Annotated in this window: 17 protein-coding genes; 10 read left to right on the top strand and 7 right to left on the bottom strand. The window is 65.3% G+C overall.

Annotated features, from left to right (window positions below):
* Positions 1–19 precede the first annotated feature (19 nt).
* The 7 genes from argH to hrpA all read right to left on the bottom strand — a co-directional run bounded on the left by argH (position 20) and on the right by hrpA (position 10,250).
* Complete coding sequence (gene argH / locus KF838_06915) at positions 20–1,426, bottom strand: argininosuccinate lyase (GenBank protein QYK49577.1); 1,407 nt, start codon at positions 1,424–1,426, stop codon at positions 20–22.
* The gene (locus KF838_06910) at positions 1,423–2,643 is read right to left on the bottom strand and encodes an argininosuccinate synthase (protein ID QYK49576.1); all 1,221 of its coding nucleotides are present in this window, start codon (positions 2,641–2,643) and stop codon (positions 1,423–1,425) included. Before KF838_06910 ends, argH begins: the two co-directional genes overlap by 4 nt.
* Positions 2,644–2,743: 100 nt before the next feature.
* The gene (argF, locus tag KF838_06905) at positions 2,744–3,697 is read right to left on the bottom strand and encodes an ornithine carbamoyltransferase (protein QYK49575.1); all 954 of its coding nucleotides are present in this window, start codon (positions 3,695–3,697) and stop codon (positions 2,744–2,746) included.
* Positions 3,698–3,833: 136 nt separating this feature from the next.
* Positions 3,834–4,688, bottom strand: coding sequence for an acetylglutamate kinase (argB, locus tag KF838_06900; protein QYK49574.1), 855 nt, complete (start codon positions 4,686–4,688; stop codon positions 3,834–3,836).
* Positions 4,688–5,764, bottom strand: coding sequence for an N-acetyl-gamma-glutamyl-phosphate reductase (gene argC / locus KF838_06895; GenBank protein ID QYK49573.1), 1,077 nt, complete (start codon positions 5,762–5,764; stop codon positions 4,688–4,690). The genes argB and argC overlap by 1 nt, the downstream gene beginning before the upstream one ends.
* Before the next feature lie 77 nt (positions 5,765–5,841).
* The gene (locus KF838_06890) at positions 5,842–6,288 is read right to left on the bottom strand and encodes a hypothetical protein (GenBank protein QYK49572.1); all 447 of its coding nucleotides are present in this window, start codon (positions 6,286–6,288) and stop codon (positions 5,842–5,844) included.
* An 83-nt stretch (positions 6,289–6,371) separates the two neighbouring features.
* A complete protein-coding gene (gene hrpA, locus KF838_06885) occupies positions 6,372–10,250 on the bottom strand; it encodes an ATP-dependent RNA helicase HrpA (protein ID QYK49571.1) in 3,879 nt (1,292 codons plus the stop codon).
* A gap of 184 nt (positions 10,251–10,434) precedes the next feature.
* On the opposite strand from hrpA, the gene KF838_06880 reads away from it, so the two are divergent.
* The 10 genes from KF838_06880 (at position 10,435) to pstA (ending at position 23,965) form a co-directional block, all read left to right on the top strand.
* Positions 10,435–10,686, top strand: a complete 252-nt coding sequence (locus tag KF838_06880) for a hypothetical protein (protein QYK49570.1) — start codon at positions 10,435–10,437, stop codon at positions 10,684–10,686.
* A 132-nt stretch (positions 10,687–10,818) separates the two neighbouring features.
* Entirely contained in the window at positions 10,819–11,838 is a 1,020-nt protein-coding gene (locus KF838_06875; GenBank protein ID QYK49569.1) for a zinc ABC transporter substrate-binding protein, read from the top strand.
* A gap of 139 nt (positions 11,839–11,977) precedes the next feature.
* On the top strand, positions 11,978–12,715 hold the full coding sequence (locus KF838_06870; GenBank protein ID QYK49568.1) for a metal ABC transporter ATP-binding protein: 738 nt from the start codon (positions 11,978–11,980) through the stop codon (positions 12,713–12,715).
* A complete protein-coding gene (locus tag KF838_06865) occupies positions 12,712–14,019 on the top strand; it encodes a metal ABC transporter permease (protein ID QYK49567.1) in 1,308 nt (435 codons plus the stop codon). The genes KF838_06870 and KF838_06865 overlap by 4 nt, the downstream gene beginning before the upstream one ends.
* Positions 14,016–15,359: a metal ABC transporter permease gene (locus KF838_06860; protein ID QYK49566.1), complete on the top strand. Its 1,344-nt coding sequence runs from the start codon at positions 14,016–14,018 to the stop codon at positions 15,357–15,359. The genes KF838_06865 and KF838_06860 overlap by 4 nt, the downstream gene beginning before the upstream one ends.
* A gap of 49 nt (positions 15,360–15,408) precedes the next feature.
* A complete protein-coding gene (locus tag KF838_06855; GenBank protein QYK49565.1) occupies positions 15,409–16,926 on the top strand; it encodes a hypothetical protein in 1,518 nt (505 codons plus the stop codon).
* 15 nt (positions 16,927–16,941) lie between these two features.
* Positions 16,942–18,342, top strand: coding sequence for a M48 family metalloprotease (locus KF838_06850; protein QYK49564.1), 1,401 nt, complete (start codon positions 16,942–16,944; stop codon positions 18,340–18,342).
* A gap of 193 nt (positions 18,343–18,535) precedes the next feature.
* Positions 18,536–19,501 carry a phosphate ABC transporter substrate-binding protein gene (locus KF838_06845; protein QYK49563.1) on the top strand — a complete coding sequence of 322 codons (966 nt, stop codon included), beginning with the start codon at positions 18,536–18,538 and terminating at the stop codon, positions 19,499–19,501.
* Positions 19,502–19,640: 139 nt separating this feature from the next.
* The gene (locus KF838_06840) at positions 19,641–22,223 is read left to right on the top strand and encodes an ABC transporter permease subunit (GenBank protein QYK49562.1); all 2,583 of its coding nucleotides are present in this window, start codon (positions 19,641–19,643) and stop codon (positions 22,221–22,223) included.
* Positions 22,220–23,965: a phosphate ABC transporter permease PstA gene (pstA, locus tag KF838_06835; GenBank protein ID QYK49561.1), complete on the top strand. Its 1,746-nt coding sequence runs from the start codon at positions 22,220–22,222 to the stop codon at positions 23,963–23,965. Before KF838_06840 ends, pstA begins: the two co-directional genes overlap by 4 nt.
* The last annotated feature ends 34 nt before the right edge of the window (positions 23,966–23,999 follow it).

Below are 23,999 nucleotides of genomic sequence, written 5' to 3'. Positions count from 1 at the left end.
CACACGCCGCGAGCGTCGATCACGACACCCCGAGCGTCTTCCGCCACGCTTCAATCGCCTCACGCACGCGCGCCGGGGCCGTCCCCCCGAGCACGTCCCGGCGTGTCAGCACGGCGTCCAGTGTCAGACGCGCATACACATCGCTGTCGATCTGCGGATGATGTTTCTTGAACGTCTCTAGCGACAGATCCTCAAGCGAGCACCCGCTCGCCAGCGCCTCACGCACAAGCTTCCCCGCGACCTCGTGCGCATCCCGGAACGGAATCCCCTTCTCCACGAGATAATCCGCCAGCTCGGTCGAGTTGGCGTGTCCGCCCCTGGCCGCCCGCTCGCACGCATCGAGATTGAACGTCGTCCGCTCCACAACCCTCGCAGCGATCCGAAGGAGCAGCGACAGCCGGCGCATCGAATCGAACACCGGCGGCTTGTCCTCCTGCATGTCCTTGTTGTACGCCAGCGTCAAGCCCTTCAGCAGAGTCAGAAGATTCGTGTAGTTCCCGAGCGCACGCCCGACACCCGCCCGAATCAACTCGAGGGCATCCGGGTTCTTTTTCTGAGGCATGAGCGACGAGCCGCTCGTCACGGAATCATCCAGTGTGATGAACGCAAACTCGCCCGTCGCGAAGATGATCATCTCCTCCGCCAGACGCGACAGGTGCATCGAACACACCGAGGATGCGTGCATCAGGTCGAGCGCAAAGTCCCGGTCCGACACGGCATCGAGCGAGTTCCGCGTTGGTGCCGAGAAACCAAGCCGTTTCGCGAGTTCGCTCCGATCGACCGGGAACGTCGTGCCCGCAAGAGCCGCCGAACCCAGGGGCGAGCGTGCCGCCATCCCGCGAGCCGATTCGAGCCGCTCGATATCGCGTGCCAGCATCTCAACATACGCGAGCGCCCAGTGTCCGATGGTCACGGGCTGGGCCCGCTGAAGGTGCGTGTACCCGGGAATCGGGTCCGAAGCGTGCTTCGATCCGATCGCAACGAGCGATCTCTGCAGCCCCTTTACCTCGGTGATCCGATGCTCGCACTGCTCGACAACCCAGAGACGCAGGTCGGTCGCGACCTGATCGTTGCGGCTCCGCCCCGTGTGCAGCTTCTTTCCCAGCGAGCCCACCCGCTTCGTCAGTTCCTGCTCGACCCACGAGTGAACATCCTCCGCGCCGCTCGACAGCGGAGGCGACGGGATCGCCGCTGCCTCTCTTGAAAGCTCCTTCAGCGCCGCTTCGATCTTCGAGACTTCATCCGCGGACAGAACGCCCGCGCCGCCCAGCGCGTGCGCCCAGGCGATCGAGCCCCTGATGTCCTGCTGCACCAGTTCCCAATCCACACCGAGCGAGTCGTTCACGGCGCGGAACAGTTCATCCGCCTCACCCTCGAAGCGGCCGCCCCACATCGCGGCGGGTTTGCCGCCGGAGTCCTGGCTCAATGGACCGCCTCCGCCTGAAGCGCCTGCGAGCCGGCGATGCGTGCCGGAAGATGCCAGAGCCGGTTGAATCCCTCGGCGTGCTTCTGGTTGTACACCTCGTCGGCTCCGAACGTCGCATACTGCTCGGCGTAGAGCGAGTTGTCCGACTGACGCCTGATCGCCGTCGCCGATCCCTTGTAAAGACGCACGACGACCTTGCCCGTCAGACGCTGGGCGATGTTGTCCGCGGCCGCCCAGAGCGCCTCGCGCAGCGGCGTGAACCAGCGCCCGTTGTAGACCTGCTCGCCGAACAGCAGCCCCAGATGCTCACGGAAGTGGAGCGTCTCGCGATCGAGCACCAGGTGCTCCACGCCGCGCATCGCCTCGACAAGCACCGTGCCGCCCGGCGTCTCGTAAAGTCCGCGAGACTTCATCCCGACAAGCCGGTTCTCGACCAGATCGATGCGCCCGACACCGTGCCTGCCCGCAATCGTGTTGAGAGCCGCAACCATCTCCTCGCCCGCAAGGTGCTTCCCGTTGAGCGTCACCGGGCGCCCTTTCTCGATGCCGACCGTGACGTCCTCGGCCTTGTCCGGCGCCTGCTCAGGGGAAACGGTCATCGTCCACGCATCCTCGGGCGGCGCGTTCCACGGGTCCTCGATCCCCGCGCCCTCGTGCGACATGTGCCACAGATTCCTGTCGCGGCTGTAGATCTTCGTGAGCGATGCCGTCGTCGGGATGTTCCGCTTCGCAAGATACCCGAGCAGGTCCTCCCGCGAGCGGAGATCCCACTCCCGCCATGGCGCGATGATCTTCATGTCCGGCGCGAGCGCGGCATACGCGCCCTCGAACCGAACCTGATCGTTCCCCTTGCCCGTGCATCCGTGCGCGAGCGCGTCCGCGCCCACTTTCCTCGCACAATCGACCTGCCCCTTCGCAAGAATCGGCCGTGCGATCGCGGTGCCGAGCAGATACTTCCCCTCATACACCGCGCCGGTGATCATCGTCGGATAGACATAATCCTCAACGAACTCGCGACGCAGATCATCGATGTAGCACTCGCTCGCGCCGGTCCGGATCGCCTTCTCGCGGATCCCCTTCAACTCCTCTTCACCCTGGCCGACATCGCCCACATAAGCGATCACCTCGCACCCGTAGTTCTCAACAAGCCACGGGATGACAACGGTTGTATCAAGACCGCCCGAGTACGCAACCACGACCTTCTTCGCTTTGGACATTGCTCGCTCCTGCGCGGCTCATTCGCCGCGGTGCATCACTGCTGTCGCCATTCTCTGACGCCGAATCATTGGCATCGCATCACGCTGCCGCACGAACCACTTACGCCTGCTGACCCATGAGCTTGGCCAGAAGCGCCATCTGCACGTGCATCCGGTTCTCCGCCTGGTCGTACACAACCGACGAAGCCGAGTCGATGACCTCGTCCGTCACCTCGATGTTCCGGTTCGCCGGCAGGCAGTGCATGAAGTACGCGGGCCTGAGCCTCCCCTTGCTCGCGAGCGCCATCAACTCCGCATCGACCTGGTACCCCTGGAACGCCGCGAGACGGAAGGCCTGCTGCGACGCCTGTCCCATCGAGACCCAGACATCCGTGTACACCGCGTCGTGCCCCTCGACGGCCTCGACGTCGTTCGTCACGGTGATCTTCGCGCCGGACTTCTGCGCATGCGCCATGGCCCCCCGCAGCACGTCGAACTGCGGCTCAAACCCCGGAGGCGTGACGATCGTCAGATGCGCGCCGAGCATCGCGCCGGCAAGAACCAACGAGTGCGCCACGTTGTTCCCGTCGCCCACATACGCGAGCTTGAGGGCCTCGTCGGATCCGACGTGCTCCCTCAGCGTAAAGAAATCCGCCAGTGCCTGGCACGGATGGTGCATGTCCGAAAGGGCGTTCACAACCGGCTTCGACGAGTAGAAAGCCAGCTCATCGAGAATGCTGTGCTTGAACACACGCGCGACGATGCAATCGACCCACCGCTCGAGATTCTTGGCGTAGTCCTTCACCGACTCTCGCTCGCCGATCTTCACAGAGGCGTGGTCGTAAAACATCGCATGCCCGCCGAGGCGTGCCACGCCCACCTCGAACGACACCCGTGTCCGCAGCGACGGCTTCTCAAAAAGCATGATCACGCTCTTCCCGCTCAGCACGCCCCGGAACTCCCCGGGCGTGGCCTTCATCGCCGCCGCTGTCTCAAAGACCTGCCGAACACCCTCGCCGCCGAGTTCATCGAGTGTGAGCAGGTCCGTCGCCTTCGTTGCCGCAATCGTCGTCATGTGCCTTCGCCTTCTGTCTCGTGTTCGCCGCTCAAATCCGCGGCATGTTCATCTCGTTCGACGTCCCGCCCCGTCGTCATTCGGCGAGGGGGACCGCTGGTTCAATCTCGTGGTTGCTTCTGAGTTCAGGCCCGATCTACACCGAGCGCGTGCCCGCCGGCTCGGCAAACACCGGCCGTCGTCGCGGCAAGACGCACGTGCCCGCCTTCAACCCGCGTGCAAGATCCGAGATGATCTTCGGATTCTTCCAAGAGGCAATGACAGTGGGGGCGCCCGACCTGTCCGCCGCATCCACCGCCGCCCGCGCCTTGGCGATCATGCCGCCGGTGATCACGCCGCTCGTGATCAAATCACTGACGCCCTCTGTCGAGATCTCCGTCACAACCTCGCCGTCAGGGCCCTGAATTCCTGCGACATCGGTCAGCAGGATCAGTCGATCCGCGTTGAGATTCAGGGCGAGCCCCGAAGCCGCATCATCCGCGTTCACATTCAGGGGCACACCGTCATCGCCGATCCCGATGCACGATACCACGGGCAGGAATCCGCTCCGCAGCAGCGCGAGCAGCGCGGACCCATCCCCGCCGGAGACCTCGCCCACCCTCCCCGGATCGAAGCTGAACTTCTTCGTCTTCTTGCAGTCCGCAACGCCCGCAGAGCCGAGCGAAACGCCGACAGGCCTCGCGCCCGCCACACGTAGCGCGCCGACCAGCGCGACATTCACACGCCCCGCCAGCACCGCCGTTATCTCCCACACCTGCTCCGGAGGTGTGATGCGGATCCCCTCGCGCCGCTCGCTCGCCATGTTGAGGGCCGCCAGGTGCCGATCGACAAGCACGCCGCCGCCGTGGACAACGACCAGCCCACCCGGCGCGGACTTGGCGAGCTTCGCGACGGCCTCCCACAGCGTGCCGTTGGCCGCCGGTTCATCGATCGCAAGCCCGCCCAGTTTGAGAACGATCGGGCCGCCCCGCCCGCTGCTCTTGATGGTCATCACGCACCCCCCTTGCTCGCCAAAGCCGTCGCGCCCAGCCCGTCATCCAGCAGCCCGAGATGCTCGGGCAAACCGTGCATCACGTTCATCGCCTGAATCGCCTGACCCGACGCCCCCTTCACGAGGTTGTCGATCGCGCTCACAACGATCAGGTGCCCGTGGCACTCATCCACAGCCCAGTTCAGGTCGCAGAAGTTCGTCTGACGCACACCAGCGACCGAGGGCCACTCCCCCTGTGGAAGCAGACGCACAAACCGCTCGTGCGCGTACATCTCGCGATACAGCGAGTCGATCCGCGCAGCCGTCCAACCCGGCCCAAGCTCAACGTGGATGGTCGCGAGGATCCCTCGGTCGTATGCGCCGAGATGGGGCGTGAACACCACACCCGTGCCCGCGTGCAGTTCGATCTCCGGAGCATGGCGATGATTCAGCACGCCGTACGGCTGGAGACTCACCTCTCCGAACGTCGTCCTCGCGTTGGGGGTGCGCCCCGCGCCCGAAACACCGCTCGTCGCGTCGATGATCGGCCGCGTTCCGATCCGGATCGCGCCCGCCTTCACCAACGGGTGGATCGCCAGGATCGACGCCGTCGGATAGCACCCCGGGTTAGAGGCCAGCGAGGCGTCCCTCAGCTTCTCTCGGTTGATCTCGACCAGCGCGTACACCGCGTTCTCGAACCACTCGGGCCGATCGGTGGAGTGCCCGTAAGTCGTCTTGGTCAGGGCCGTGCTCCCGAGCCGCCACGCGCCCGAGAGGTCGATGACACGCTTCCCGGCGTCGATCAGCCGCGGAGCAAGGGCGATGCTCGTCTCGTGAGGCGTCGCCAGGAAGACCACGTCCACATCCGCGTCGCACAACTCGCGCTCATTCAGAGCCAAGATCGACATCCCGACCCGGCCGCGCAGGCGCGGAAAGAGTGTCTCGAAGGACCGCGGCTCCGCCTTCGCCCCCGACGCTCCCTCAGACCCGAGCAGCGACACAATCCGCGCATGAGGATGCCCGAGCAGCCGCTCAACGAGCTCGCCCCCGGTGTACCCGCTCGCGCCGACGATCGAGATGTTCAGGAAGTCCCTCAAGGTGCCGTCAACTCGCCGTTCAAAGTGCCGTACATGCCGCCAACCCACGCCGCTGAGATCTATCCCTCTGTCGCGTCCTACGCCAACCCGCCCAGCGACCGAAGCCGGTGGACGAGCTGCACCGCCGCACGCTCCGAGCGTGTCGCGATGAAAATCGTGTCATCCCCCGCAATCGTCCCGATCACCCCCTGGGGCGGCGAGCGATCCAGCTCCAGCGCCACCACGTTCGCGTGTCCAGGTCCGGTCTTGATCACCACCATCGTCGCCCCGCGATCGACGTTCTTCACAAACCCCCGCAGCGCACGCTCAAGCCCCAACTCGTTGCCCGTCGGATTCAGCACCGGAAGCACATACCCGTCCGGCCCCTTCACCGCCCCGATCTCACGCAGATCCCGCGAGATCGTCGCCTGCGTCGCCTTGATGCCGTGGCGCCCCAGCAGTTCCGCCAGTTTCTCCTGGCTCTCGATCGGCCCCCGCCCGAGCATGTCGTGGATGATCTCTCTGCGCCGGTGCTGCTCGTCCATGCATAAGTATACAATACGTGAATATCTGGGTCAAGCGTCCGGTCGGGTCGCGGCCTTCCGCATGCCCCTCGCCCCGCCTCCCGTCACGCCCGCACCTCTGCCCATGCCTGTTCCAGACGCTTCGGCGAGACCGTCTCCGCTGTCCCCAGTTCCTGCGCGAACAGCGACACCCGGAACTCCTCCAGCATCCAGCGAAACCGATCGAGCCTCATGTCAACGATCCCCCGTTCACGGTGCGTCAGCACACGCTCGACCAGCCGACGCTCATACGGAGCGATCTGCTCCGCCATCCGCGCGTCACGCTGAAGCCCGGCATTCCCGAGCTTCATCAGCCGGTGCTCGCCCGACCTGATATACCGAGGCAGATGCACGAGCCGCTCCCACGGCGTCATCACCAGAAATCCCTTATAGATCAGTGTCGTCTCCCAGCGATCGACCTCGGACACCACATGCCGAAGCAGCGGCGCGTTCATCCCCGCGATCCGCAGCCGGAGCGACTGATGAGCCCTCAGGATCGCCCCGACAGTCTCGACCACCTCCGATGCGACCGAGTCCACCCTCGAATAACCAGTCGCTACACGCTCCCGGAAATCCCGCTCTGTCCGCGCGATGTCGCCCGCCGGCATGAACGCCCGATACGCGATCAGCCACAGCAGATCCCGCTTCAACTCCTCCGCGTTCCCGATCGTCGCATACGCAAGCGCGAGCGTCTGCAACCCCGGAAGCAGCCGCTTTAAGTTCGAGAATGAGCCCGGCGTCTCCAGCATGTACAGCCGTGGGAGCGCGATGCGCATCGCCTCCGCGGCCGCGTCCGCGCTCGGCAGCACCCGCAGCGCAACGTTCTTCCCCTCATCCACAAGCGCGGGGAACGCCTCCGCCGCCACGCCCCCTCGCTGCACGCGCACCGAATCAGGCAGATCGCCGATGTCCCAACGCTCCACACGATCTCTGTTGAAGCTCCCCGACGCCATCGACGCCAGACTCTTCCGTACCCGATCCTGCAAACCACGCTTGAGCGCGACCGGATCACGCCCCTCTCCGATCGTCTCGCCGTTCGCATCGACCACACGGACGTTCATCCGAAGATAGTCGGGCAACGCCCGCTCGATCTCGTCCAGCGACGGCGCCGGAAACTCCGCCAACCTCGCCATCTCATCCCTCACCACATCCGCAAGCCGTCGCTTCCCCCGCCCCGGCGAAGCGAGCACACGCTCCGCGAGCGCGGGCGCGTCATAGAGCCGCCGCAACTGCTTCGGAAGCGCCTTCACGATCGCCAGAACCTTCTCACGAACCATCCCCGGCACGAGCCATTCCAGCCGCGCCTCATCCAATGCGCCAAGCGCCTCCAGCGGCACAGTCACAGTGACCCCGTCCTCCGTGTCCCCCGGTTGGTACACATAACTCAGTGGCAGCTCCAGCCCCTCTCCCGGCAGCCGCTCGGGGTACATCTCATCATCAACGCTCCCGGCATCCCGTCGCAGCACATCCTCATGCGACATGAACAGCCGGTTCTGATCCTCTCTCGCGCCCCGTGCCCACCAGCGTTCGAGCGACGGAACATCATGCACCGCCGCCGGCAGCCGCTCGTTGTAGAACCCGTACAGTGTGCCCGCATCGACCAATAGATCCCGCGTGCGCGCCCTCGCCTCAAGCCCCTTGGCGTCCTCGATCAACGCGCGGTTGCGGCGGATGAACGGCACGCCCGATCGAACCTCACCCTCCACCAGACCCTGCTGGATGAAGATCGCCCTTGCCTCTGGTGCATCGATCTTGCCGAAGTCCACACGCCGTCCCGACACCACCTCGAGCCCATACAGCGTCGCCTTCTCGTTCGCGAGCACACGCCCCTTCCGTCCATCCCACATCGGGTCGCTATGGCTCCGCTTGAGCAGGTGCCCGCCGAGTTCCTCGATCCACTCAGGATTGATCCTCGCGCACGTCCGGGCGAACAGCCGCGTCGTCTGCACAAGCTCCGCAGCCATGATCCACCCAGGACGACGCTTGCTGATCCCGGATCCCGGATGTATCACAAACTTCAGCCCGCGGCAGCCCGCATACTCCCGATCCTCCTCCTTCTTCCCCACACTCGTCAGCAATCCCGTCAGCAGCGCGCGGTGGATCAGGTCCGGCTTGTCCGGCGCGGAACTGTCCCTCACACCCATCTCCAGCACCAGCGAACGCAGCTGCTTGTGGATGTCCTCCCACTCGCGCAGGCGAACGAAGCTGATGAACTTCTCCTTGCACATCTTGCGAAACTTGCTGTGCGAGAGGTGCCGCTCCTGCTCGCGAGCAAACCTCCACAGCCCGAGGATGCCGAGAAAGTCCGACTCCTCATTGCGAAACTCAAGGTGCGCCGCGTCCGCCTTCTCCGCCAGTTCCATCGGACGCTCGCGCGGGTCCTGCACTGACAGAGCCGCAGCGATCACAAGCGCCTCCTCCAGACACCCCTCGTGCTCCGCCGCAAGGATCATCCGTCCGACGCGCGGATCGATCGGCATCTTCGAGAGCCGCACGCCGATCTGTGTCAACTCCCCGCGATCGTCCGTCGCTCCGAGTTCTCTCAGCGTCTCGTATCCGTCGCGAATCTGGCGTGAATCCGGCGGATCGATGAACGGAAACGCCTCGACCGAGCCGAGACCGAGCGCCTTCATCTGAAGAATCACGCTCGCAAGGTTCGCACGCTGGATCTCCGGGTCCGTGAACCTGTCGCGCCCGAGAAAGTCCTGCTCGCTGTACAGCCGGATCGCCACACCCTCGGCCACACGCCCACACCGTCCCGATCGCTGGTTCGCAGACGCCTGAGAAATCGCCTCAATCGGCAGACGCTGCACCTTCGACCGCGCGTTGTACCGGCTGATCCGCGCCTCTCCCGCATCCACCACATACCGGATACCCGGAACCGTCAGCGAAGTCTCCGCGACGTTCGTCGAGAGCACGATCCGACGCCCGCCGTGACGGTTGAAGACACGCATCTGCTCGTCCGCAGACAGCCGCGCATACAGCGGCAGGATCTCCGTCTGCGGCGGATGGTGCTTCCTCAGCGACTCCGCCAGATCGCGGATCTCGCGCTCGCCGCTCAGAAACACCAGAATGTCCCCCGGCCCCTCCTTCGCAAGCTCGTGCACCGCATGCAGCACGCCCGTCTCAAGGTCACGATCCTCCTGCACCGGCGCTCCATCCAGATCTGCGTGCGCCTCCGAGACCAGCGGGCGATACCGGATCTCAACAGGGAACGTCCGGCCCGAAACCTCGATGATCGGTGCTGGCGTCCCCTGCCCGTCCTTGAAGTGGATCGCAAACCGCTCTGGATCGATCGTCGCCGATGTGATGATCACCTTCAGGTCCGGCCTCCGCGGCAGCAGCCGCCGAAGGTACCCGAGAAGAAAATCAACATTCAGACTCCGCTCGTGTGCCTCATCGATAATCAGCGTGTCGTACCTGTCCAGCATCCGGTCGCCCTGCGTCTCCGCGAGCAGAATGCCGTCGGTCATCACCTTGATATACGTCTGAGGAGATGTCTTGTCACCGAAACGAACCTTGTACCCGACATCCGATCCCACAGCCGAGTTCAACTCCTCCGCAAGACGCGCCGCAACACTCCGCGCCGCGATCCGGCGCGGCTGCGTATGCCCGATATACCCATCGACCCCACGTCCCAGCGACAGGCAGATCTTCGGCAACTGCGTCGTCTTTCCCGACCCCGTCTCGCCGCACACGATCACAACCTGATGCCTCGAAATCGCCTCCGCGATCTCCTCTCGCTTTGCAAGCACCGGCAGGTCCATGTCGAATGAAGGGCGTGGGAGGCGCCTCGCCCGTTCCTGGCGTCGTGCGATCGCCAGATCGATCTCGTGCCCGAGCGATGCGATCGAATCCCTGGCCTGCCCCGGCGACCCCCCTCGTCTCTGTTCCCCTCGCTTGCCGCGTCCCCCCTCAGGGCGCTCAATCAGACGCAATCTCAAGCCCAGACGCCTCCTGTCCGCCCTCGTGCAGAGTTCAAGGTTGGCTTCAAGTTGGCGTAGGTGCTCCGACACGCAGCAGATTTGTAGCGTCCCGACCGACACTCTGCCGGTCCAATCCGTTGGCACTCGTGGTAGATCTTCTCACGCGACAGACTTCCACGCCCCGAGCGGCGAATGATCACCCATGACAGCCGCATCCAATCAAGGCGAGGCATCGAGCGTTGCGATCCCCCGGGAACTCTTCCACGAACTGAACAACCGACTCTTTGTCATCCGGCTCGGTGCGGCAACCCTTCTCGAAGCCGATGAAGCCGCGAACTCCTCCTTTACACGCGATCGGCTCAAAGCCATCGCAACAGCCGCTGAAGAGGCCGACGCATTCATCAAGCGACTCCAGGCCACTCTCCGCACTGCTGACGACACGCCGACTCCTTAGGACTGACCAACCAATCCAACACGGACCGAGCCGCTGGCCATCGCTCCTTGCACTCAACCGTAGCCAATGCTACAATTGGGCTCCGGGCCGCTCGTGGCCCGCTCCTCTCAATCCGAGAGGTAGGAGCAGCCCATGTACTCGACACCACGATTCCTCCACATACCTCTCCCCGCGATCACTCTCGCTCTTGTCGGATCCCTTCTCGCACTCGCCAACGCCGCACTCGCTTCCGCCCAAGCCGCCGAGCCGCAGCCGACGGTCGTCGCCACGACCGGCATGGTCGGCGACATGGTCCGCGAGATCGGTGGCGACCGCATCCGTCTCACAGTGCTCATCGGCGAGGGAGTGGATCCCCACCTCTACAAGCCCACCCGCACCGACATCGCCGCGCTCGCCCGTGCCGATGCGATCTTCACCAACGGCCTGCAACTGGAGGGCAAACTCGCCGACACCCTCAAGCGAATCGCCTCATCCGGCAAGCCCGTGCTCGCAGTCGCCGAGTCCCTGCCCCGTGAACGCCTCCTCTCGCCCGACGGCGCAGAAGATCATCCCGACCCGCACGTCTGGATGGATCCCGCCCTCTGGGCCGAGGCGATCCCCGCCGTGCGCGACACCCTCTCCACGCTCGATCCGGAAGGCCGCCTCCTCTACGAACAGCGAGCCGCCGTATACGCCTCGCGCCTCACCGCGCTCGACGCCTACGCCGCGCGTGCCATCGCAACCATCCCGGAGGCCTCGCGCGTCCTGCTCACCGCTCACGATGCCTTCGGCTATTTCGGCAGGGCCTACGGGCTCGAAGTCCGAGGCGTGCAGGGCATCTCAACCGAATCCGAAGCCGGCGTGCGAGACATCGAACGCCTTGTCGATCTCATCGCGTCGCGGAGCATCCGAGCGATCTTCGTCGAGTCCACCGTCTCCGAAAGAAACATCAACGCCATCATCGCGGGTGCAAGAGCACGTGGCCACACCGTCCGCGTCGGCGGCTCCCTCTTCTCCGACGCCATGGGCAAGCCCGGCACCTGGGAAGGGACATACATCGGCATGATCGATCACAACGTCCGCACCATTACCGAAGCCCTCGGAGGCACTGTCCCGGAAGGCGGACTCCGCGGCTCAGGCGAACCCTCTCCACGCAGCGACGATCCCCACTGACTTCAATCACCCGCCGAGCAAACGTTCCCACGCGCCCCGAGCAAGCCCAATGGCCAACGAGTATCGATCAAACTCACCCGGCTCTCTCCTGTTCGATCGTCCCGAACATTCGGCCGACAGCCCTCTTTCGGTCCATGCCATGACCGTCGCTTACCAGCGGAAGCCGGTCCTCTGGGATGTCGACTTCGACGCGCCCCCGGGCTCGATGATCGCCATCATCGGACCGAATGGTGCCGGAAAGAGCACATTCATCAAGGCCTGCCTCGGACTCGTCAAGCGTGCCTCCGGCATCGTCGAGTTCTGGGGAAGCCCGTACCGTGCCGCCCGATCACGCGTCGGCTACGTCCCGCAGCGCGAGGCCGTTGACTGGGACTTTCCCGTCACTGTCATGGATGTCGTCTGCATGGGGCGCTACGGTCGGGCCGGCTGGCTCAGACCCATCTCGCGTGCCGACAGGCAGGCCGCGTCCGAGTGCATCGATCGCGTCGGACTCTCCGGCTTCGAGTCGCGTCAGATCAGCCAACTTTCGGGTGGACAGCAGCAACGCGTCTTCCTCGCCCGCGCTCTCGCCCAGGAGGCCGATCTCTACTTCATGGACGAACCCTTCGCCGGCGTTGATGCCGCCACAGAGAGAGCGATCGTCCGGCTGCTCCACGACCTCCGAGCCCGCGGCACCACTGTCATCTGTGTCCACCACGATCTCCAGACCGTCGAGGCATACTTCGATCACGTCGTACTCATGAACATGCGCATCGTCGCCAGTGGCGCCGTCTCCGCCGCCTTCACTCCCGAAAACCTGCGACGCACCTACGGGGGACGGCTGACCCTGCTCGCCGAAGCGAGTGAGGCAGTCGCAAGGGCGGAGCGAGGCACGTGATCAGCCGGCCCGACAACTCAGGCACATGGGCCGCGATCATCGAAGCGGCCACATTCCGCGCGGGCCACAACACCACCCTCGTCCTCATCGGCGCGACACTGCTGGGAATCGCCGCCGGCCTGGTCGGCGTCTTCGTGATGCTCAGGCGACGCTCGCTCATCTCCGACGCCGTCGGACACGCCACGCTCCCAGGCATCGCGACCGCATTCATCATCGGAAACGCGATCGGCATGGACGGCCGATCCATGGCCGTGCTGCTCCCGGGCGCAGCCATCGGCGCGGCCACGGGTCTCCTCGCGATCCAGTGGATCGTGCGGGCCACACGCCTCACCGAAGATGCCGCCATCGGCGCGGTGCTCAGCGTCTGGTTCGGCGTGGGCGTCGTCCTGCTCAGCGTGATCCAGACCATGCAGGTCGGCAACCAGGGCGGATTGAAGACCTTTATCTTCGGGCAGACCGCCGCGATGAGCACGACAGACGCCAGACTGATGGGCGCCGTCGCCTTCGCCTCCATCGCGGTCGTGGCCCTGCTCTTCAGACGCCTGCGCGTCGTCGCCTTCGATGAGGCATACGCAAGGTCGCTCGGTGTGCGAGTCGGCCTCATCGATGCCGCCCTGATGGCGCTGGTCGTCACCGTCTGCGTCGTCGGTCTACAGGCCGTCGGACTCCTGCTCATCGTCGCGCTCCTCATCATCCCAGCCGCCGCCGCACGCTTCTGGACCGATCGCCTCCTCCCGCTCGCCGCGCTCAGTGCCGCTGCCGGCGGCGCGTCCGCCTTTGTGGGCTCAGCCATCTCCGCCTCATTCACGCGCGTCCCGGCCGGGCCCGCGATTGTCCTGGTCGCCGGCGCGATCTTCGTGCTCGGCATGCTGCTCGCGCCCAGCCGTGGACTCGTCGCAGGACTCATCCGACAACACAGCGTCCGCACACGCATCCAGGCCGATCACGCCATGCTCCACCTCGCAACCGTCGGCCCCATGCCCATCGAAGCGGCCCTTCCGCCCGGTCTCAGCGGGCTCCTCGCGCGGGGCATGCTCCAGCGCAGGGGCCTTGTCCGACGCGATGAACGCATGGTCGCCCTCACCGACGCAGGGCTCGCCGCCGCACGACTCGCCGATCGGCGCAGACGCCTCTGGCGCCTCTATCTCATCCGCCACGCCGATATCGCCGCATCCCACGTCGATCTCACCGCCGACGCCGTCGAGCACGTCGTCGACCCCGCTATTCTCGCCCGGCTCGAAGCCGAGATCGCCGCAGAAGACGCGCTCGATCCGCCGACCCAGTGGCCGGGGAGGGACACATGAGCCCCGCCCTCCACGAGTTCCTCTCGATCGATCTCGGCCCGATCCTCGCCGCGACGTTCGCCTGCGTCTCGTGCGCTCTGCTCGGCAACTTCCTCGTCCTCCGTCGAATCAGTCTCATGGGCGATGCCATCTCGCACGCCGTCCTCCCCGGGCTCGTGCTCGCGTTCATGATCACCGGCACGCGTGATCCCCTCGCGATGTTCATCGGAGCCGCCGCCGCAGGAATCCTCACCGTCGGGCTCGTCGAAGCGATGCGCAGATACACACGCATCGAACCCGGTGCCGCGATGGGCGTCGTCTTCAGCGTGCTCTTCGCCCTCGGCGTGCTCATGCTCGAACGCGGAGCCGGCAGACAGGTCGATCTCGATGCCGACTGCGTGCTCAACGGCGTGCTGGAAGCCATGATCTGGTTCGTGCCCGATCAGTGGTCCCAGGTTCTCACATGGAACGCCATCGCCTCGCTCCCGCGCCAGGTCTGGACACTCGCCATCGTCGCAGCGGTCGTCTCCATCCTCGTCGCGGCATTCTTCAAGGAACTCCGCATCGTCTGCTTCGATCCCGGACTGGCGACCTCGCTCGGCTTCCCCGCATCGGCTGTCAACGGCGCTTTCATGGTCCTCGTCGCGTGCGTGACCGTCGCCTCGTTCGAGGCGGTCGGCTCCATCCTCGTGATAGCCATGCTGATCTGTCCGCCCGCAGCAGCACGGATGCTCACCGATCGCCTCCGCTCACAGGTCCTCACCTCCGTGCTCATCGCCGCATGCTGCGCTGTCGGCGGCTACACGCTCGCAGCGTTCGGACCGGGCTGGATCGGCGCATCCGGCTCCGTCAGTGCATCCGGCATGATCGCCGTTGTCTCGGGCGTCGCGATGGCATCAGCCATGCTGCTCGGTCCGCGCCATGGTGTGATCGCTCGATCGGGCAGACGAGCAAGACTCGCCATCACCATCGCCTCAGAAGACCTTCTCGCATGGGTCTATCGCATGGAAGAGCGAGCCCGGCCCGCCAACATCCAGCGGGCCGCCGAAACCATCGGCTCAACGGGCATGACCCTGAAACTCGCCACGGCTCGCTCCACGCGGCTCGGCCTGCTGAAATCCGAGAACGGCAACCTGCGCCTCACCGACACAGGACGCCGAAGCGCCACAGAACTCGTCAGAACCCACCGACTCTGGGAGTCCTACCTCGTCGAACGAGGCGGCTTCGCGCCCGACCACGTCCACGATGCCGCCATGCGCCTCGAACACGCCGTCGATCCCGAGCGTGGCGTCCGTCTCGAACCCCCAGAGCCCAGCACGCCCCTCGATCCGCACCAGCGACCGATCCCGCCCCGGTCGTGACCGGCGCCAACGCGATCACTCCATCACAACGCTGCTAAACTCCGCCACCATGAAGCGATGCGCGAACCTCATGCTGTTCCTCGCCATACCGATGCTCCTCGTCGGCTCCCTCTCGCTCGGCGGATGCTCCTCCTCCGCGCAAGAGAACGACTCGCTCACACGCGTCCGCGATCCCAAACTCTCACCGCAGCGTCGCGCAGACGCCGCCGTCCTCGCATGGGCCGATAGCGACCCCGCCAGCGGCACCGGCCTTGAGCGAGACGCCGTCCGCAAGTCCTTCAAAGACCTCGCATGGTCCTCGAACGTGCCGTGGATTGTCCGCCTGGCTGTCATCGATCAGTTGATGAATGACACCGACCCGGAAGGCCTCGCAGACAGCCGCGCCATGGCCAGACTGCTCCTCCCCAACGAGCAGAGCCGACCGATCGCCACCTATTTATGCAACCTCAGCGCGGAACGCGGCTGGACCGATATGACCCCAGCCATCATCCGCCAATGGGCAACCGATCAGCCCGAAGAGCCCGAGCCAACCCGCGTCGAACGCCGAGCCATCGAGCGACTCCACCCCGGCGTCGATCCCGCCCGTGTCGCCTTCGATGTCTTCATGAATCCGCAGACCGATCCCGGTCCCTACAAACTCCGCTGGGATCTCCGAACCCGCGCCGCCGCGTGGGATGTCCTCGCGCGGCTCGATGCCGACGGCTCCCTCCGTGCCTCGCTCGTCTCCGCCCAGTCCGGCGTCGAGTTCCCGAAAGACGATCGAACCCTCAACGACCTCCGCGCCTGCTACACCGAGATGCGCGTCGTCCCCCGCAACGGCGAGGAACTCCGCTGGCTCGACAATCTCCGCGATCCCGCCAAGCGTGCAAACGCCGCGTGGTGGGGGAGCGCACGCTCCGCCGTCTCAACGCTCCGTGATGACCAGTTAAAAGGGCTCCGGCTCCTGCACCTCGAACACGTCCGCTGGGCCGCCGCCAAACGCCCCGACTGGCTGCGTGCCTCCCGAGAGGAACTCCTCTCCGAACTCCGCACACGCCTGCAGGGCCGCAAGATCTACGAACGCGCCGTCGGCGTCGATTACACCAAGCAGATCCCCGAACGCCTCGACCGCCAGGAAGCCAATCTCGTCTGGGGAGATGTCCTCGTCCTCCTCGTGCTCGACGATGCCATCCGTGAGACCGCCGTCCGCGACGCTCTCTATTCCCAGATCGCCATGGACAGAGCCGACACAACCACCGAGTACGGAGGCATGATCTCCGTCGCAGCGAGCGAGGCGTTCCTCGTCACGATGTACCCGCCCCGCCCCAGCAATCGCCTCGGTGATCGCAAGTTCGTCGCCTCCGAAGACCTTATCTCCGCCAGCGACCGCGCCCTCGCCCACTACCACTTCCACGTGCAGAGGTCTCAGAACCGCGAGTACGCCGGACCCAGCGAGGGCGACCTCGACTACGCCGCCCGCCTCGGCCGCGCCTGCATCGTCCTGACAAGCATCGACGAGAACACCCTCAACGTCGACGCGTACTTCCCCGGCGGCTATGTCGTTGATCTCGGCGAACTGACTCGGTAGCCGCCCGCACGCCCGATGATGATGTTCATCCCCATCCTCGTCCTGATCGCGATCATGTCGCGCATGGGACAGGGTTCGCCGGTCCTCTCCGAACGCATCGGAGACACCAACGCCGCCCTCCTCTCGATAGCACTCATCATCACACCTTCCATCCTCGCCGCGGCCATGACCGCGCTCTGGGTACGCACCCTCGATCGCACCGGTAGCTGGGCCATCATCTCACGCATCGCAAGGGCTCACTGGCTCGCGCAAACCGCGTGCGGCATCGCCACCGCCGCCGCCATCTCCTGGATCGGCTGGCTCGATGTCATCCGCGCCTCGATCGGCGACTGGATCCTCCTCGACGAGATCATCGCCGCATCCCCCTGGGCTCTCGCGACCGCGATCCTCGCCATCACCTCATACACCGTCGATCGCCGTCTCCGTGTCGCCGCGACGATCCGCGAACTCGACTCCGGCCAGAGCGTCTCGCGCCTCGTCGGGCTCGGCCCGTGGATCGTGATCCGGCTCCGCGAGGCCGTGCTCTGCAGCTTCCTCCCCGGACTCCTCTTCCTCGGCTGGCTCGAAGGCGCGGGCACCGCCATGCTCGCCATCGATCAGCTCTGGCCCGGCTCGATGCTCCTCCCCTCTGAGGTCGGCTCCCCCTCCCTCACGCCCTTCGCAGAGGGCATCATGATCGCCGGCGCGATCGCGCTCGCCGCGATGGCTCCGATGCTGCTCGCCAGAATCCTGCCGACCGTTCCTCTTCGATCCGGTCGCCTCGTAGAACTCGTGCGAGAGATCTGCCGCATCCACCGCGTCCGCCCGATCCCGCTGCGCCTCTGGCGTCCCAGCGCAGGCCAGGCAAACGCAATGGTGATGGGCATGATCCCCGGCTCACGCGCCATGCTCGTCTCAGAGCGCCTGATCGAAGGGATGCAAGAGCCCCTCCTCGCCGCCGTCATCGGTCACGAAATCGGCCACGTCCGCCGACGCCACATCCCCTGGCTCGCCGGCGCGGTCCTCGCGACCTCGATGTGCATGCAGTGGATCATCGGTGAGGGAATCGGCGCCTTCACGATCATGGCCATCGTCGCGGTCGCCGGTCTCACGAGCCGACGCTTCGAAGCCCAGGCCGACCTCCTCGCCGTCGAATCGCTCGAACGCATGGGCCTCCCGCGCGACGCCGCCTGCGCCGCAATGATCGCCGCACTCCATCGCGTCGCAGAACTCAACGGCATCTCCCCATCCCGACGCGACTTCCTCCACGGCTCGATCGAAGCCCGCATCACGCGCCTCGCCTCCATCCCCGCAGATCCCGCCGAAGCCCTCCGCATCCATCGCAACGCCGCATGGACGCGCCTCGCCATCGCCGCCGCACTCATCGCCTCCGCCGTGCTCTGGGCATTCGCCTCACACATACCGGGGATCGGATGACCACATGGATGAAGCGGAGGGGCCGGGAGGGCTGAATTGCCCGCATCCTTGTGAAGGACATCGCGCGTTCTTCGCGCGTCCTTAACCAACCCCCGCGACGACCTTCTTAACATTCGCCCGTCAACAAAGGCACATCGTCGGGGTGTCCGGCGGAGCCGACAAACTCGATCCAAGCGATCAAGGAGTGCGACCAATGAGGAAACTGTTAGGCCTGTTCGCGGCCATGGGAATGGTTGCCGGCATCGCCGCGGCACAGGGCGTCAAACTCGACCCCACCCTCCCCAAGTACACAAAGGTTGATGGCGTCTCGGGCACCGCCAAGAGCATCGGCTCCGACACCATGAACAACGAGATGGCCCTCTGGCTCGAGGGCTTCAAGAAGTACTACCCCAACGTCAACGTCGAGATCGAGGGCAAGGGCTCCTCCACCGCGCCCGCCGCCCTCATCGCCGGCACCGCCCAGTTCGGCCCCATGAGCCGCGCCATGAAGAGCAGCGAGATCGATGAGTTCGAGTCCAAGTTCGGCTACAAGCCGACCGAGATCGCGACCAGCATCGACATGCTCGCCGTCTACGTCCACAAGGACAACCCCATCAAGTCCCTCACCATGCAGCAGGTCGACGCCATCTTCTCCTCGACCCGCAAGGGTGGCTACGCCACCGACATCGTCACCTGGGGCGACCTCGGCCTCACCGGCGAGTGGGCAAACAAGCCCATCTCCCTCTACGGCCGCAACTCCGCCTCCGGCACCTACGGCTACTTCAAGGAAGTCGCGCTCTTCAAGGGCGACTACAAGCCCTCCGTCAAAGAGCAGCCCGGTTCTTCCTCAGTCGTCCAGGGCGTCGCCAGCGACAAGTTCGGCATCGGCTACAGCGGCATCGGTTACATGACCGCCGACGTCCGCGCCGTCCCCCTCGCGCCGGATACCTCCACCCCCGCCGTTGAGGCCTCTCCCGAGAACGCGTACTCCGGCGAGTACCCCCTCGCACGCTTCCTCTACCTCTACATCAACAAGAACCCCTCCGAGCCCCTCGATCCCCTCCGTCGCGAGTTCCTCCGTTACGTCCTCAGCTCCGAAGGCCAGGCAGACGTCATCAAGGACGGCTACTACCCCCTGACCGCCAACCTCGCCAAGCAGCAGGCCGAGAAGCTCAAGTAAGACATCCTGACGCTCGCTCTCCGCGGCAGCACCGCCGTCGCTGAAGCGAACGAACAGATCATGTACCATATCGAGCGGGCGGCTCTCGCTGGGCCGCCCGCTTCTTTCCAGCAGGAACGAGCCCTCCCCGGAGCGATCAATGCCTGATGACAACGGGAACCGGCCCCACAGCCGAAGACGCACGCACTGGAGCGTGCCGCTCATCGACAGGGCAGCGGGTTCCATCATCAGCATCGGCGGCTTCCTTGTCATCGCCGCCGTCCTCCTCGTCTGCGTCTTCCTCGCCCTTGTCGCCATCCCCCTCTTTGGCAGCAGCGATGTCGGGCGCGAGCGCCGCTTCGTCGTTCCGGGCCTCGGCTCCGATCCGCGCGCCGTCCGCGTCGATGAATACATGGCCATCGCCTGGGTCCTCGGCGAAGACTGGTCAGTCCGTCTCCTCCGTCCCGACACCGGCGAAATGATCGACCGTATAGAGCCCTTCGCCGACGCCATTCCCACCGCCGCTTCTATCGACGTTGAGCGATCAGACGCCGTCTTCGGCTACGCCGACGGCACCATCAGGCAGGCCCAGTTCCGATTCGCCTCCCAGATCCTCTTCAGAGACTCCATCCCCGATCAGGCCCGCGCTCTGAAACAGGGCGATCGGATCGCCGCCGACGGCGCGGTCTATGAAATGGTCGCCGGCGGACAGGTCCGTGCCCAGCGATTCGAAGCCGTCTTTGAAGAGCCCACCAAAGCCGCATCGTCCGGCATCCTCCTGATTGACGAAGCCCACATTCCCAGCGGCTACGTCATCGCCGCATTCACAGAGAACGGCGACCTCGTCACCAAGAGCGTGACCAAACGAACCAATCTCATGACCGGCGTCGTCACGACCCGGCTCACCGGCGCAGAGACTCCCATAGAACTCCCACCCGGCATGGGATCCCCCGAACGCCTCATGCTCACAGGCAACGGCGACTGTGTCTTCCTCATCTGGTCGGACGGAACCACACTCCGCATCGACACACGCGACATCAACAAGCCCGCGATCGCCGAGCGACTCGATCTCACACCCGACCCCGGCGTAGAGGTCACCTCCGCCGCATTCCTGCTCGGACGCTCCTCCCTCCTCGTCGGCGACTCCGCCGGACGCCTCTCCCTCTGGTTCCGCACCAAGCCCGCCGATGCGGGCACGATCGACGGCGTCATCCTCCGCCTCGCCAGGCACTTCGATGGCGATGGCACACCCGTCGTCGCCATCGGGCCATCTGCACGCAAGCGCCTCATCACCTTTGCCAGCCAGGGCGGCACGATCGCCGCATACTTCTCCACCAACGGCAAGCAACTCGCACGCATCTCCACACCCGGCGTCAGATACGACTCCGTCGGCATCGCACCCAAAGGCGATGCCGTCGTCGCAGTGGCGGGCGAAGAAGTCCGCGTCTGGCCCTTCCAGTCGAAGCACCCCGAAAGCTCCGTCGACGCGATGGCTGGGAAGATCTGGTACGAGGGCTACAACGAGCCGCAGCACATCTGGCAGTCCTCCAGCGGCACCGACGACTTCGAAGAGAAGTTCGGCCTCGTCCCGCTCGTCTTCGGCACCATCAAGGCCACCGTCTACTGCATGCTCTTCGGCCTCCCCGTCGCGATCCTCGCCGCCATCTACACCAGCGAGTTCATGCCCCGACGCACTCGCGCAACCGTCAAGCCCATGATCGAGATGATGGCCAGTCTCCCGAGCGTCGTGCTCGGCTTCCTCGCCGCGATCATCTTCGCCCCCTTCATCGAAGACGTCGTACCAGCCACCCTCGCCGCGCTCATCCTCGTCCCGATCTCCCTCGTCCTCGGCGCATGCCTCTGGCAGATGCTCCCCAGAACCATCGGAATCCGCCACGCATCCAAACGCCCACTCGCCATGATCGCCATGGCAGTTGTGGCCATCGCAGTCGCCAGCCGCCTCGGCCCGCTGGTCGAACGCCTCCTCTTCACCGGCGACCTCAAGGCGTGGCTCACAGGAAACGTCGGATCGCCCGCCCCCGGCTGGATCGTCCTCCTCTCTCCCCTCTGCATCATGAGCGGCCTGCTCCTCAAGGGGCGGATCCTCGAAGCGTGGGCAAGACGTCCCGGGGCCGCACGCACGCGCCGCCTCGTTGCCGCCATGGACTTCGCGCTCTTCTTCATCACCATCGTCGCCGGACTCCTCGCCGCATACGCCCTCGGAAGCGTCGTCGGCGCGCTCGGCTTCGACCTCCGGGGTTCCGTCGTCGGCACCTACGTCCAGCGAAACGCCATGATCGTCGGCTTCGTCATGGGCTTCGCCGTCATCCCCATCATCTACACCGTCGCCGAAGACGCCCTCAACGCCGTCCCGGAACACCTCCGCGCCGCTTCACTCGGCGCCGGCGCAACGCCCTGGCAGACCGCATGGCGCATCATCGTCCCCACCGCGATGAGCGGCCTCTTCTCCGCCACCATGATCGGGTTCGGACGAGCCGTCGGTGAAACCATGATCGTCCTCATGGCCGCAGGAAACACCTCCATCATCGAGTGGAACATCTTCAACGGCTTCAGAACCCTCTCCGCGAACATCGCCGTCGAACTCCCCGAAGCCGTGCAAGGCAGCACCCACTACCGCATGCTCTTCCTCGCCGCCCTCGTCCTCTTCATCATGACCTTCGTGGTCAACACCGTCGCCGAAGTCGTGCGCCAGCGATTCCGCAAGAGGGCGTTCCAGCTATGAGCACCACCGCCGACAACCCCACACCGCCCGCGCCCCTGGCAAGAGGAGGCCGAGACGGCCTCTCGCTGATCGCCGAGGGCCAGATGATGGTCTGGCTCACCGGAGGAGGCTTCGTCATCTCCCTCACCATGATCATCTGCCTGGTCGGCCTCATCATCTGGAAGGGATCGACCACATTCTGGCCCGCGCCCGTCACACAACTCTCCCTCCTCGACGGCCGTGTCTTCGCGGGCGAGGTCACCCGAGACGAGATCTACACGCCGCGCGAATCAGAGATCGAAGCCCTCGGATCCGACCACGCACCCGCCGCTCAAGCCGCGCTCAAGGAAGCAGGAGGGGAGTCCCGCCGCCGCCTTCTCAGAACCGGCAATTTCGATGTCTCAGGCAGCCACTTCAACTGGGTCAGCCAGTTCCAGATCAAAGAAGAAACCAAGCCGGAGTGGATGCTCGTCGTCGAGCGTCTCTCCTGGGGCCGCTTCTACGGCGAGCCCGCTCGCATGCTCATCGACGGTGTCGCCGTCGCCGAAACGCCCGAGAGCGTCTGGAGTGCCTTCCGCGAACATCACGACGCCCGTCGCGACGCCTGGCGCAAGCAGGTCCACATCGAACGCCACGCCCTCGGCGCACTCAACCGACAACTCGAGGCGGCCCGCCTCGAATCGCGCCGCATCGAATCAAAGCACGGCAGCGGCTCTCCCCAGCACACCGCCGCCCTCGCGAGCGCGCAGTCCCTCTCCGAAACACTCGCGCCCGAATACGCCGCCTTCCAGAGCCAGATCGACGCCATCAAGGCCGAGGATGCCCGCTTCGACCTCATCCTCCGCACCGCCGATGGAACCGAAAAATCATTCCGACTCTCCGAGATCGTCCGCATCTACCCCGCCAACCGCCTCGACCGCGCCGACAAACTCGGCATCTACATCTCCCGATGGAAAGAGTTCCTCTTCGACGAGCCCCGAGAGGCAAACAGCGAGGGAGGCGTCTTCCCCGCAATCTTCGGCACCGTCACCATGACGCTGCTCATGTCCGTAGCCGTCGTCCCCTTCGGCATCATGGCCGCTCTCTACATGCGCGAATACGCCCGGGGCGGCCTCGTCATCAGCGCGGTCCGCATCGCAGTCAACAACCTCGCCGGAGTCCCCAGCATCGTCTTCGGCGTCTTCGGACTCGGGTTCTTCTGCTACTTCGTCGGCGGAGGCATCGACAACCTCTTCTACAAAGAACGCCTCCCAAGCCCCACCTTCGGCACGGGCGGCATCATGTGGGCCTCGCTCACCCTCGCCCTCCTCACCCTCCCCGTCGTCATCGTCGCCACCGAAGAAGCCCTCGCCGCCGTCCCCAGATCCATGCGCGAGGGCTCCTACGGCTGCGGTGCCAGCAAGTGGCAGACCATCTGGCGCATCGTTCTCCCCCGAGCCATGCCCGGCATCATGACCGGAGCCATCCTCGCGATGGCACGCGGCGCGGGCGAGGTCGCCCCACTCATGCTCGTCGGCGCAGTCAAACTCGCCCCCGAACTCCCTATCGACGGGGTCTCCCCCTTCATCCACCCCGAGCGCAGCTTCATGCACCTCGGCTTCCACATCTACGACCTCGGGTTCCAGAGCCAGAACAGCGAGGCCGCAAAGCCCATGGTCTTCACGACCACGCTCCTGCTCATCCTCATCATCGTCACACTCAACCTCGCCGCGATATGGCTCCGCGCCCGCCTCAGCAGACGATTCAGAGCAAGCCAGTTCTGATCGGTCGAGCCCGGCAAAGCCGCATACACCCGCG

This window comes from Phycisphaeraceae bacterium, from assembly GCA_019454185.1.
Lineage (GTDB): Bacteria > Planctomycetota > Phycisphaerae > Phycisphaerales > UBA1924 > JAHBWV01.
This window is presented reverse-complemented; position numbering and strand designations above follow the sequence as displayed.